General features: G+C 29.1%; 6 protein-coding genes. All 6 read right to left on the bottom strand.

The annotated features are described in order from the left end of the window. Positions 1-7: 7 nt before the first annotated feature. The 6 genes from BN38_RS00150 to BN38_RS00135 all read right to left on the bottom strand — a co-directional run bounded on the left by BN38_RS00150 (position 8) and on the right by BN38_RS00135 (position 14,595). Positions 8-7,888: an SNF2-related protein gene (locus BN38_RS00150; protein WP_407636481.1), complete on the bottom strand. Its 7,881-nt coding sequence runs from the start codon at positions 7,886-7,888 to the stop codon at positions 8-10. Positions 7,889-9,159: 1,271 nt separating this feature from the next. Continuing rightward, a complete protein-coding gene (locus BN38_RS11610; RefSeq protein WP_407636480.1) occupies positions 9,160-9,462 on the bottom strand; it encodes a TnpV protein in 303 nt (100 codons plus the stop codon). A gap of 1,061 nt (positions 9,463-10,523) precedes the next feature. Continuing rightward, positions 10,524-11,537 carry a nucleotidyl transferase AbiEii/AbiGii toxin family protein gene (locus BN38_RS00145; protein WP_044564919.1) on the bottom strand — a complete coding sequence of 338 codons (1,014 nt, stop codon included), beginning with the start codon at positions 11,535-11,537 and terminating at the stop codon, positions 10,524-10,526. Then, positions 11,509-12,135, bottom strand: a complete 627-nt coding sequence (locus BN38_RS00140) for a DUF6088 family protein (RefSeq protein WP_044564918.1) — start codon at positions 12,133-12,135, stop codon at positions 11,509-11,511. The genes BN38_RS00145 and BN38_RS00140 overlap by 29 nt, the downstream gene beginning before the upstream one ends. 353 nt (positions 12,136-12,488) lie before the next feature. Next, on the bottom strand, positions 12,489-12,578 hold the full coding sequence (locus BN38_RS11635; protein WP_434781414.1) for a hypothetical protein: 90 nt from the start codon (positions 12,576-12,578) through the stop codon (positions 12,489-12,491). 313 nt (positions 12,579-12,891) lie between these two features. Continuing rightward, complete coding sequence (locus BN38_RS00135) at positions 12,892-14,595, bottom strand: DNA topoisomerase 3 (protein WP_044564917.1); 1,704 nt, start codon at positions 14,593-14,595, stop codon at positions 12,892-12,894. Between the last annotated feature and the right edge of the window lie 239 nt (positions 14,596-14,834).

Here is a 14,834-nt window from a genome sequence, read left to right as displayed (position 1 = left end):
TATATATTTATCTACCATAAGGCTCACAGTTATCTATTTCTTTTATATTATTGTCTTCTGCTAAGTCGTTCTTATATTCCTGTAACTTATCTATGATAGATTTTCTTTCTTCTTTAGCATGAAAATTATCTTCAACATCATAAGTAGATTCAAAATAATCAGAATCTTTAAAGTCATTATCATATCTATCAGGAATTCCATCATTATCCAAGTCTAAATTTAATGGATCATAAAAATTACCTTCATCATCTATTTCAAGTCCAAGAATTTCCTTTAACTTTTTTTCATCAACTGCTACAAGCTCACTAAAATCCCAAAAGTCAATAGCAGTCTTTATTTGTATTAACTCTTTCAAATTGCTTGCATCCAAAGGATCATAGGTGTACTGAAAGCTGTCAATTAAAGTGTTATCTACATAGGTATTCATTTTATAATTTTCCAAATCTAAACTAATTTGTATCTCATGTTTTTCATCTGGTGTAGTTGCATAAGCTATTCTTATGTCATTTAAATCAGGAAATAGGTTATCAAAATCTTCTACTTTGTTATCTTCTTCATATTCTCTATTCAAGAAATTAATTAATTCTTCCTTTACTTCTTCAAGCAATGGATTATCTTGTTGTATATCTTCACTATCTCCCATATCCAAAAGATTATTTACTTCTGAAAGCCTTAGAGACTTATCTTTCAAAAGCTCAGCTTGTGGAAATGTCTTTTGTACTTCTAGTTTTGCTATTTGGAATTGTTCTTCTGTATCTTTTAGTTTAGATATATTATCTTCTAGTCTTTCCGGTAATTTATCTAGTATATTATCCATTCTTGTAATATTGCCTAATCCGTCTGTTCCAAACTCTCCCGTATAATCTTCTTTTCCTTTCAAAATAAAGTTATACTTATTAAAAAAAGAATCATACTTTATAGACAGATCAAAGTTTCTATACTTCCCTACTTTTATTCCTTCTCTATCCATTTCTCCATTAATTTTCAATCCCTTAATTTTATTCAACAAAAACTCCCCTGCAATTTTCTTATCCGTATACTTTTTCTCATCAATGGTTAGGGAGGTAAATTTATTTTCCTCTTTTGTATTTTTACTTACTTCTTTATAAGGCTCAGTATTCTTAATATCTTCTCTTATGTTCTCTATTTTTTCCTTTAATCTATCTATTTCTTTTGGATAAAACTTTACTACCTTATCTTCCATCTTATAAAGATTAGATTTAAAGTTTGATTCTAACATTTTAAGTTTAGAAACCTCTACATCAAGGTCCATCTTTTCTTTGATTAGAGGATTACTCGTTGCAAGTGCCTTAATCTCTGCATAATTTAAAGTTGCCTCATCTACATCTTCTGCTACTCTTACTGGCGTTTTTGAAGTCATAATTTGAGAAATATACTTCTGTTTGTTTTCTAAAGTTTGGAAAAGATAAGCATCGAAAGTGTTTTCTGTTATATATCTAAAAATATAAACTTTTTTATTTTCATTTCCCTGTCTTACAATCCTACCTGCTCTTTGAGAAAGATCGGCAGGTCTCCATGGTATATCAAGATCATGGATAGCGATTAATTTATCTTGAGCATTAGTACCTGCTCCCATCTTTTGAGTAGAGCCAAGTAATATTCGTATTTCTCCTTTTCTCACTTTGTCAAATATTGCATCTTTTTCCCTATTATTTTTTGCATTATGGATAAATTCTATCTCTTTTTCAGGCACTCCTAAATTCATAAGTTTTTGTTTAATGTCATCATAGATGTTAAACTCCTTACTTGGTGTAGACATATCACAAAAGATTAATTGTGCCGATTTTTTATCCTCATATTTTTCCCAAATACTAAATACATTTTTGATGCAAGTATTTACCTTACTGTTTGGATCATCTGGAAGTAGAGTATTTATTAATCTTTGATCTAAAGCCATTTTCTTTCCATCATTTGTAATTAGTAACATATTATCTACACTAGAATCAACTTGTTTATTACGAACTTTATCTGCTCTTTCTGAAAAAGTTTCAAGTATTTTCTTCTGTTCTTCTGTAGGCTTTGTCTTTATAGTTTCATAGCAAGCTTCAGGAGTCGGTAAATTTAATACATCTGCTGTCTTAATATCCATAAATCCTTTTATTGTATTCATAAGTTCCGGTAGATTATAGAACTTAGCAAACCTCGTTTTACTTCGATAACCATTTCCTTCTGGATTAAGTTCAATAGCTGTTATAGTTTCTCCAAAAGTAGAAGCCCAAGAATCAAAATGTTGTAACTTCATCTTTTTTAATTCATCACATTGTAAATATCTCTGCATAGTATAAAGTTCAGCCATGCTATTACTTACAGGTGTTCCAGTAGCAAATACTAGACCTTTGTTATTAGTTATTTCATCCATATAGCGACATTTCATAAGCATATCGCTTGACTTTTGTGAATCTGTAGAAGTAATACCTGCTACATTTCTCATTTTAGAATAAAGATATAGGTTCTTATAAGCGTGGGCTTCATCTACAAATAACTTATCAATTCCCAATTCTTCGAAAGTTACTACATCGTCTTTTTTATAGTCAGCACTTAGTTTTTCTAACTTTGTCTCTAACTTTTTCTTTGTCTTTTCTAATTGCTTTACAGTAAATCTTTGATCTCTTTCCCTTTTATACTCATCTATATAGTCAATAATTTCATCAATTTGACTTTGTAATTCATATTCTTGTCTTTCTTTTGATATAGAAATTTTTTCAAACTGAGAATGCCCTATAATAACTGCATCATAATCTCCTGTAGCAATACGACTGCAAAATCTTTTTCTCCTATCTGGTGTAAAATCTTTTTCTGTTGCACATAATACATTAGCTCCTGGATAAAGTTCATTAAATTCTCTTCCAAACTGCTCTACTATATGGTTAGGTACAACAAACATCGACTTATTGCTCATACCAAGTCTTTTTGACTCCATGGCTATACCTATCATTTCAAAGGTTTTTCCTGCTCCTACTTCATGGGCAAGTAAAGTATTTCCACCAAACAACCCTCTTGCTATTGCATCTTTTTGATGTGCTCTTAATTCTATTTCAGGATTCATTCCTTCAAAAGTAAGATTAGATCCATCATATTCCCTTTGTCTTATGGAATTGAATCTTTCGTTATAATCTTCTACTAATCTATTTCTTCTTTCCACATCATCAAATATCCAGCTTTTAAATTCTTCTTTTATCATCTCTTGCTTACTTCTTGCAAGCATTGTTTCTTTTTGATTAAGCACAGATTTTTTCTTTCCATCACTGTCTTCTACTTGGTCAAATACCTTAGTATCTCTTAAATTTAAAGTATCTTCTATCAACTTGTAGGCATTTACCCTATTTGTACCATAGGTAAAAGAAGCAAGGTCATTGTCCCTATCAAAGCTTTTTCCTTCAACTCTATATTCTCCTGTAAAGTCAGAATACTTAATATCTATATTCCACCTTGATGAAACTGGTGTTTTCAACAAATCAAACATAAATTTTTTGTAATCTTGTTCCGGTATCCATGTTGCACCCATTCTAACTGTAATTTCACTTGCATCAAGTTCTTTAGGTATAACTTCCATTAGCTTTGTTTTTTGAAAGTGTAACTCTTTTAATTCCTTTTCTAATAACTCTCTATCTGCTAAATTTTCTTTTTGTCCTAGCTCTTTTTCAATATTTTTAATATAGGAATCTATCACTTCTACTTTTTCTCTTATATTTCCTGATAAATATTCATCAGCAGTTACATAAGATCTTGAAAAATCTCCTAAATCCTTAGCGGACTTAAATGGATTTATATCACTAGGTTCAAATGAATCTAGATTTAAAAATATTTCTCCTTTTAACTCTTCTATTAATTTATCTCTCGATTTGTCTGTTAATTCTTCCATATAATCAAAGTTAACTTTCCCTTTTTGACTAATAGATAATACAAGAGCATCTATCGACTTATCCGTATGATCTATAACTACAGCTTTTTTTATGGTTCTTTTCGTGAATATATCAGATTTCCCTATAAAGTTTCCTTCTTTATCTAATTTTTCCAAGGTTGAAATCAAGGAAAAGTTGGAATCTTCTCTAAATAACTTTTTACTAGCTTTTGAATTTAATCTCCCATATTTTTTTGAAAATTCATCATATAAGCTATTTAGCTTTTCTTGTTCTTCTTTTATCTCTTCATCTAAATAATCTTCCTTTTGAAAAATGATTACATTTCTTAGACTTGCATTTAATTTTAAATACTCTTCCACCTTGCCCTTATCCTTTTCATTTAAGGATACTTTTTGCATAATAGAATTTTCTCTAAAATATATTTCATCATCTACTAGAGCAAATGAATAATTTTTAACACTATCATCGGCAGGTATTAGTTTTTCTCCCAAGTTTTCATCTATTTGAACCTTTTCATATTTTCCTTTAATATTCTTTATGGCTAATTTTAGTCCTTCTTCTAAGGAAACATCTTCTCTTTCTATACAGGAAAGACTTGTTCCAAATCTTGATGATACTTCTTCCATAGTCCCTATTACCATATCTGGATTATCAACAAAGTATTTATTGTAACTTAATCCTTTTTCATCTTTATCTAACTTAACCCAATCTTCATCTATCTTTAGAAGTCTATCTCTCTTTTTTAAGAAAATTATATCCGAGGTTACTTCTGTACCTGCTTGTCTTTTAAAAGTAGTATTTGGTAATCTTATAGCTCCTAAAAATTCTGCTCTTTCAGATATATATCTTCTAACGTCTTCACTCTTTTTATCCATTGTTCCCGATGATGTAATAAATGCGATAATACCGCCATCACGAACTTTATCTAATGATTTAGCAAAAAAATAATCGTGGATAAGAAAGTTATTTCTTTCATACTCACGATCTGCTACTTTAAATTCTCCAAAAGGAATATTTCCTATGGCAACATCAAATAAATTATTGGAAAAATTTGTATCTTCAAAGCCTTTAACTTGTATATTAGCATTAGGATATAAGTGTTTAGCAATTTTACCACTAATACTATCTAACTCTACTCCATAAAATTTTGACTCATTCATTTCTTCAGGTAGATTTCCTATAAATCTTCCTGTCCCAGCACTTGGTTCTAAGATGTTACCTTTTTTAAATCCAAAATTAGAAAGAGTTTCATAGATAGAGTCTATAACTAATTTAGGAGTATAAAAAGCTGTTAAGGTAGATTCTCTTGCTCTATTATATTCTTCACCAGTTAAATTTTCTTTTAAAAAATTTCTCGCATCAAGCCACTGACCTTCCTTTTCTTCGTCAAATACATTAGCAAGTCCTCCCCAGCCTACATACCTTGCTAAAATTTCCTGTTCTTCCTTTTTTGCAAATCTATTTTCTCTTTCTAGATTCTTTAAAAGTTTAATAGCTTCTATATTATTCTTTAGCCTTTGAGAAGGCGCTAAGTTTTCTTCTTCATTTAAGATTTTATAGTTTTCTAGGGAAACTTCCTCTATCTCTTTTTCTTGAATAGATTGTTGTTCTTCCAACTTATATTTGATTTTAAGTTTCTTATCGGCTTTTTCTTCTTTAAGATCTCTCGCAAAGTCTCCAAAGCTAATTTGCTTTACTGCCTCTATATTTTCTACTTCTTTATTTCCTATAACTTCTAAATCAAGGTCATTATAATCATTAAAAAGAATGGTTTCACTCCCTGTAATAAAACCATTCATTAGTCCTGTACTATCTTCTAGTTCTATAGTTTTAGGATTTGTCTTATCATTAATGTTAGATATGGTATATTCTCTACCTTGGTATCTAACATTAATGCCTTCTGTAAAAGACTTTTCTTCTTGTTTTTCTTTTTCCTTTTCTATTTGCTGATTTAAATATCCCTCTAAAAGTACTTTCCTGTGTCTATCATCCAATAAATAAGGGACACTATTTAATAAGTCTTTATAGCTTTTATATTTTATAGCTGAATTAGTATTCAAAATATATCCATTGTATCGCAGATTTTGTTTAAGGGACTTTTTCTTTGTATCTAAAACTAACTCAACCTCAAAGCCTTCTTTTCCCTTTATAGTGTCTTTAATACTATATGGAATTTTTAATAAGCCATCTTCTACTTTCTTTGATAAAAGTAAATATTCTTCATTTTGAGGATCAAAGTAGTACTCTTTTTTTTCTTTAGTATCCTTTTCTATTAGCTTAGATATGACTTCCTTTTTATTTCTTATTTCTTCAATTTGTGTTTTTTCTTCTTGAGATAGATCCACATTAAAAGTAATTTCATTTTCTCTATTTATATAGGCAAGATTCTGATAGGCCTCATTAATTTCAAGATTTTTATTTAGTACATATATATCATCATAGTAATCTGGAAATTGCTGACCAAAACTTTTTATATCTATATCATAACCTTCTTTAAATTTTGTTACTTCATCATCAGATATTTCAAATAAGCCTTCCTTTTCCAATGTAAAGACATCATTTAAATTTCTAAGATTTATATCTTTCATTTTGATAGCCATTTCATCAAATAAGCTATCTACTTTTCTGCTTTCTTCAAAGGATTTGCCCTTATATAAGGTATATACATTTCCTTGAGGATTGTCCTTTCTTGGATAAACTCTACTTCCTGTTTCTTCTAATCCTATATCTTTTGTTTTTTCTCTATCTACTAGAGCATAATAGTAACCTACTTTTACTGCTATTTTATCTTCCTCTATCTCTTTTGCTAATTCTTCTTCTGGACTATCTCTTAGTATTTCTACTACTTTTAAATTACTTTCTTTAAAAGAATGTGAAAATAGTTTTAAGTCCTTATCAAAATAGGCATCATAGGAATAATAAGTGATTGGATTGCCATTCTCATCATATACATTAGAAAGATTTTTTATTTTTAAATACTTATTATCTTCTGTTTTAACTATGTCCCCTATTTTTATAGAGTCCATATTCTTATCAGCTTCTACATAATTCTTAAATAAATTATCTAAATATTCTCTATACCTATTTTGGGTTCTAATACTTAATTTTTTAACGCTTTCTATAGACTTCATATCATCTGGAAGATTGTCCTGTTTATGGGAAACTTCTCTCATTATTTTTGCATATTCTCTTTGAAATACAGAATTAAAACTTGCTAAGGTATCATTCCCTAAGTTTTCTCTTGCTTTTATAATTTCTTCTTCTAAATTTTTATCCTTAACTAATACATCGAAAAGTCTATCTTCAATTTGATTTATAGAAAGTACTTTTTCACCTATCTTACTTTCTTCACTAACCTGATTAAGTTCTTTCTGATTTCTTCCTATTTGTTCATAAAGAAAATCGAAGCCCCTTTGATTAGCTTCATTTTCATCACCTATGTCTATCCTATAATAATCAACCTTTTTCCCATCTACTATATGGTCGAAATAGAATTTGGAATATCCTACCCATTCATCAGTCAGCTGTGGATATTTATCTTCTTCAAATGCCTTATTTTGAAGTCTTATCTTTTCATCTACTTCCTTTATCTCATCTAATAGTTCCTTAGTTAGTCTTTGACCTTCATAATTTTTTTCTATCAGACTTGAACTTTCATTAAATTCAACTATCCAATAATCTTCTTCATTATCTATAAGATTATCTTGATTAAATTCTATTTTATCTTTACTAATGTAAAATTCCTTAAATTCTTCAAAACCATTTACTATATCATCGTCTATAATTTCCCTATCGGAATTTACTATGATATTTGGAATGTCATCATATTGACTTTGACTTTCTAAAAGATAATATTCTTTTCCTTCTATCTCTTCTATATCTTTAATATAAAATGTGTCCTCTATTCCCTCAAGAACAATTCCATCTTCTAAATGGTCTAAGGATGAATCTAATTGTTTTTCATAGGCTAATGAGTATAAGTCCTCTTTTAAAGAATTTGGCATAAAGTCATCATAAATTACAAGTCTTCCATTTTCTCCAATACTTGCTACAGATTGCCCTTGATAGTAGTAGGTAGAAATACTATTTATCTTTTCTGTATAAACCTCACTATCTGTAGGAGGTAGATCATCTTGATAATCTATAGACTCTTGACTTTCTTCTTTTATATCATGATAAACTTTTTTCTCACTATCCTCTTCAATACTTTCTTCTATATACTTATTTTCTTTAATAAGGTCATCAATTCTTCTTGCAACATCAGACCAAGATAGCTTAATTTCTTCAGCATTTCCCTTACTATATTTTATTCCCTTTGCATCATGCCATTCTCCACTTCCCATTGCCCCTGATATGGCATGAGAAGAACCACCTATTCCATATTCATTTTTTAGAAAATTTGCCTCTTCTTTTAAAGTATGTTCTTCTCTAAAAAAGTCATATATTCGTTTTTTCCCATCGGAAAATCCACTACCTTTTCGTAAATTCTCATCTATTTCATCTTTTGTAATAAAACTATAGATAGATTCAATATCGGTCAAACTTGACTGGTATACTTTTCTTTCTATTTCTAAGTCCTTAAGGTCCTGATAAATTCTATCTACTTTATGGTGATTAAATCGTAAAATATTAGGATTACTCTTGTATTCTTCCAAAAATACTTCATATTCTTTTCTTAATTCACTTCTAAAATTCTTATCTTTTAGCTTTCTACATAAATTTTCTGTTTTTTCTTGGAAGTTTTTTTCTTTTATTTCACTTAGACTTTTAAGATAACTATCTTTTATTTCATCAGAAAAATCTTCTTTTAAATACCATAGTTTTTCTGTTATTTTTTCTATTTCATAAGACGAACTTTCTATTAATTCTACATTAGTAGCAAATTCTCCTCTATCTAATAAATCATTAATATTACTAGCTAAATCCTCCCAAGAAACTATTTGACCTTCCCTATCTCTTGCTCCATCTCCCTCTTTAAAAATTACTCCTTCTTCTCCAAACCAAGCTGAAATTCTTCTTCCACCAATTTCAAAACCATTAGCTCCTATATATGTTTCTTTTAAGAAGTTTGCTTGTTCTTTCAAGGACTTTCCCTTAGAAAACTCTGCTATTACTGGCAATCTACCATCTTGATTATTTCCTCCATAGATTAAAAATATATCTATTTCTCTTTGGTTTATTGTACTTGTAATAAAGGTCTGCTCTTTCTGATTATTGGCAGAAAAAAAGGAAGTAAGCTCTACTTCCCCTATATCTTTAATTTCATGTTCATTTTTTAAACTAGGATAATCTCCTTTTCTCCCATCTCTTGTAGGAGCATATCCATATTCTTCTTCAGTCCTATATATTTCAGATAATCCTTTTCCTTCAATTCTTCTGTCAGTCCCCAAGCTTCCATCATCTTGACTTCTTCTCGGCTGATAAATTCCTCTATTTCTTCTTCCTTGGATAGTAGATGACTCATTAACGTTCCTTGTAGATACATTATCTGATAGTCTTCTTCCTTGTTTTCCTTGAGAAAGTTCAACCTCATCCTTCCCCAATAATTGAGCTTTCCTATATCCACTTCTTTCGGCATCTCCATATTCGGTACTAATACTTCCACTTCTTGATTCATCAGTTCCATCTTGTAAGTCCCTCCATGTATCTCGAAGGGATTCTCCTTGATTACTGGTATGTAAATTCCTTCCTCTACTAGATATTCCTTGTCTGCTAATACTACTTTCTCTTTCATCTTCTAAGCCTCCTTCTTCTAATTTATTGTGATCTTCTTCTATTATATTAGCCGTTGATTTATTATAACGCTCCCTTACATCTTTTGTCTGCTCCCAATTTTTTCTTTCTTGAACTTTCTCTGAAATTTCTAATTTATTTATTTCTCTTCCTAAATCAATTAAAATATTTTTACTTATATTAGATGTAAAATTTAAAGCTTTATCTATGTCCACACTTGATATTTTAGATAATATAGACAAATCTTCTTCCTTTAGTTCATAGGAAACTCCCATTCTCTCACTTACGGAAACTTTTACAGATTCTTTCAGTAAATTAAAAAGATCTATCTTTTGAATAGCCTTCAGGCTTTCATCGGATAGACCTTCTAATATTTCATCAAATTTTCTTCGAACATAACTTCCTGCTAAGGCATCTATTTTATTTTCTTGACTCAATAAAAGCTGGCTGTCTTTTTCTTTAAACTTATCTATTAGTTCATCTAATAAGTTTAAATGTTTTTTGCCATCATATTCCCATAATTTTACCTCAGAAATGTTGTGATCAACGCTTACCGTTTGCCTTATATCAAAGATATATTTTATCTTTCCATTTTCTATATCTAAAAGCGGTATTCCTTTTTCTCCTCTTTTGACACTCCTGCCTATGCTTTTCCAGTAATCAAATTCCGCACAAGCTGTAGCCTTAGTATCCATATTGTAAATAGATATTTGGTGTATATATGGATACTTATAGTTGTTACCTACTACCTTTAAATACTCTTCATATTTCTTTATATCTTTCTTAAATTCTTCTTTTGCAAGATATATTGATCTACTTAAATCTACTGTATCATATCTTGGCATTCTATCCCTCCTTGTTTTAGTAATAAAAAAAGAAGATATATTTTCTATACCTCCTTAACCATTAAGCTTTATTGTCCCTTATTTTTTCATTTAAACTCTCTTCATATTTTTTTAGTTCGCTAATTATCTTTTCAAATGGTATTTTTTCTCCAAATATCATATTTTTCATACTATCATAATCTTTGGAAAAAATCTCCACTCCTTCTTTTGATGGAATTAACTTTATTCTTCCTTCCATTATCTCATCATATTTCGCCCAATTACTTGCATAAAACTTTTTCTTAAATTGAATAACAGAATTTAATAATTCTAATTGAGAAAAACTTTCTTCTTTTATGTCAGTAAGTAGCATTTTATATACATCATAAAAATGTCTTGAATACCTTGTAGGATAATTTCCATTTATTCTGTTAGCCTCTCTGTGTAGTATAGTTATTTTTTCATAAAAAGTCCTTAAACTATTTACAGATACAACTTCTATATTTTCATTAAATACCTCTGGATAAGTTTCCTCTATATAGGTTTTTATCTTTTTCCTACTTGATGGAATCGGTTCTGCTAAACTTCCTATTTCTAATCTTATGACTTGAAGTATGGAGTTATCTTCATAATTTTTAGGATAATCAAAGGCAATAGTTTGTCCATCTATTTCATCAATATAAAAATTATATTTCTTGTTCTTTAATAATTTTTTAAAATCTTTTTGCAGGGTTGGCAAAAATTCTTCTTGTATAAACTTTTTTGTATCTTCATTTAGTTTATCATTAAATTTTAATTGCTTTGTTTTACTCCTCTCTTCATAAGGCTCTAACTTTTCATAGCCCAAGAGTTGCCAATTAAGAGCAAGATCTATATCCTCTGAAAATCTTTCTATTAATTTATATACTTTAGATAAACTTGTACCCCCTTTAAAGACAATATAGTCCCTATATTTAAAATCACTAAATAGATATTTCAAAATAATACAGACCCATAAGTCCTTCTCCACAATTGCCTTTGACAAGTTCAATTTATCTGATGTATTTTGTATAACTAATTCAAGTTCTTCATTTGATATTTCTAATAGCTTTTTCATTGTTAATCTCCTGTATTTTCTCTAATATTTCCTGTATCCAAAATGGTAGCTTTAAGGTATCACGCTTTAAGTCTTCTTTAATATTTTGGGCAAATACGGCTAACTTCTTGAGTTCTTCTTCCCCTATCCCATCTTTTCCCAAAGCTCTAATTGCTTGAACTAAAATAGATAGTTCTTTTGAATAAGATGTAATGTTTCTATTACTTGTGTGTTTAAATAGTATTTTCTTATTTCTGTAATCATATTGCCTATATGGTCCATCAGAAATATATATATATTCGTTTGGAACTTGTGTAGATAATCCAGTATAATTTAAGGCTGTATCTCCTGTTGGAGATATGGTCCAAGAAAATTTATCGGCTATCTTTTCTGCCAAGGCGTTTGCATCTGGATAAGAATATTCTTTAAGGATTTCGCTATACTTAGGCTTTGTATATAATCCATCTATAAGTCTTATGATTTTATCTTCTTCATTTAATCGGTATAAAACGGATTTGATTGTATTCTTTGTCCCTAGTCCATAGAAGTCATTAATAGAAAAAATTTTTCCTGTATTTTTTGTCATTATATCTTCTATTTTCTTGTTTATTGATTCCATTTCTAATACCTCCTGCACCTAAAATTATATACTTTGGGGTGCAAAAAATCAATTGGGTGACATTTAATTTTTGCACTTTTCTTTAAATTCTTCTTTTGCAAGATATATTGATATAGTTAAATCTACTGTATAATATCTTGGCACTCTATATTTTCTTATTTTAGTAATAAAAAAGAAGATATATTTTCTATACCTCCTTAGCCATTAAGCTTTATTGTTTTTTGTATCATTTATAAAACTTCCTGCACCTAAAATTATATATTTTGGGGTGCACGAAATGCATTTTATTAGTAACTACTTTTCTCATGGTAAACTACTTCATAAATCAGAAAATGCTCATCAAAGACATTCTTCTATCTTTTGTATTTTTCCTTTGCAGAAGAAATTGAAATAAAATAATTATAATCCTCTATCCCAACGATAACTTCAAAAAATGGTTTGATACTGTTTCCATATGATGGATTGTAATAAACTTATGAATCTATTTGATTTAGATATTCAAGGTAATCTGGGCTTACAGTGTAAAATCCATATTTAATCCTTTCTGCCATTTCTTTCTCCTAAAAAAAACAGAGAGGTTTTATCCTCTCCGTTACTTTAATATTTCACCTTTGGGATATAGGTAGCGAGACACCTTCTTTATTTATTAAAAGTATAGCAAATATTCTTAATAATATCAAATCAATAAATTTCCCAAACACTAATCCTATTATTTACGCAATACTGTAATTCTTCAAAAAATCACTTCCTTTCTTCCTATTTACATCTACCAATGGTGTTTTTGATTTCTTCTTCAATTTCTTTTAAAAATATCTCCTTATCTTCTTTTCCATTTGCAATCTCACTTAATCTCATTTCCCATTCTGCTGTTGTCTTTGGTGATTTAAATTCATCTATTACTATTGATACTAAGTTTAGGCCCTTTCTTGTTGAAATAAGATTTCTCTTATCTCTTTTTATATAACCTTTATAAATTAGATTTTCTATTATTCCTGCACGAGTGGCTGGAGTCCCTATACCCCTTCTTTCTACTTCAATACCTTTTTCTAAAGCGTCATTTCCTGCTATTTCCATAGCTTTAAGTAAACTATCTTCAGTAAAATGTTTTGGAGGTGTAGTATACTTTTCTTTAATATTTTTTTCCTTTATTTCAAGTTCATCTCCAATATTCACATTAGGAAATATCGTATCTTCACTCTTTTTCGATGTATATTCTTTTAAATACTTTGTAAAGCCCTCATCTTTAATTACTTTGCCAGTGTTTGTAAATTCAAAGCTATCAAATATAGCTACAATTTTTGTTGTATTTTCAACGAGTGGATATCCAACACTTGCGTTTAGTTTATTTAATATTAGTCTATACACTTTAGCTTCACTTTCTGGAAGATAAGATATATCTTTACTCAATGAACTTACTGTAGGTATAATTGCATGGTGATCACTAACTTTTTTTGAATTAAATACAATTTTAATACGCTCTGTATCAAAATCATTTTTCCCCAAAATATTATTTATTGTGCTTACAATCATATCTTCTGTTAAATACCTACTGTCTGTTCTTGGATAGGTTATATATTTCTTCTCATAAAGGCTTTGAGCATAATCTAAAGTCTGTTTTGCACTATATCCAAAATATTTGTTACACTCTCTTTGTAGTGTTGTTAAATCAAAAGGTAAATCTGGTTTCGTTATTTTTTCTTTTTTTACTAAATCTGTAATTTTTATTGTATTGCCTATTAAATTTATCAGCTGTTCAGCTATCACCCTATTATCTATTCTATTAGTGGATAGCAAAAACTTATCAAGTTCTATTTCTACTGTATAATATTTTTCTTTTTTAAAATTTTCTATTTCAAAATCTCTATCTACTATCATTGCCAATGTTGGTGTTTGAACTCTCCCTATACTATAATTCTCGTCATATAAGCAAGAGTAAAGTCTACTCATATTCATTCCAACAAGCCAGTCGGCTATAGCTCTTGCCTTTGCTGAGTCAAAAAGATTATCATAGTATTTTCCATCTTTTAAATTATTGAATCCTTCTTTTATTGCAGAATCTTCCATAGATGAAATCCAAAGACGCTCTATTTTCTTTTTACAATTTGCTTTCATATACACAAGTCTAAATATAGCTTCTCCTTCTCTTCCTGCATCACAAGCATTAATTATAGTATCCACTTCTTTGCTATTCATCAGCTTTTTAAGAATATTAAATTGTTTCTTTGTGAACTTTACAATTTCGTACTTGTATTCTTTTGGAATAATAGGTAAATCTTCAATTCTCCACTTTTTGTATTTTTCATCATAACTATCAGGATTTGCCATCTGAACTAGATGACCTACACACCAAGATACTCTATAATCATTTCCCTCATAATATCCATCTTTTTTATTCTTTGCTCCTATAACCTTTGCTATTGACATTGCAACGCTTGGTTTTTCTGCTATAACTAATTTCATTTTTTCCTCCTTAATTTTTTATAAAAAAAGAGCGAAAGATTTCTCCTTCGCTCGCAATTTATCATAGCCTTTACTACATCACTTATTTATTTTTTATTAACAAACTATTATCTTCTCTTAGTTTCACAAATTATTTTAGATTTTAATATAAATTTTAAGAACCGTATACTTTTCTATCGTAGATTCTTCTTGTTATACGATAGTTGAGTTTCATATCTGAGTGTTTCTATATTTTTATA

Origin of the sequence: Anaerococcus provencensis (assembly GCF_000312365.2) — a bacterium.
GTDB classification, from domain to species: Bacteria; Bacillota; Clostridia; order Tissierellales; family Peptoniphilaceae; genus Anaerococcus; species Anaerococcus provencensis.
The sequence above is the reverse complement of the archived record's forward strand: the minus strand, read 5'-3'. Positions and strand labels throughout refer to the sequence as shown.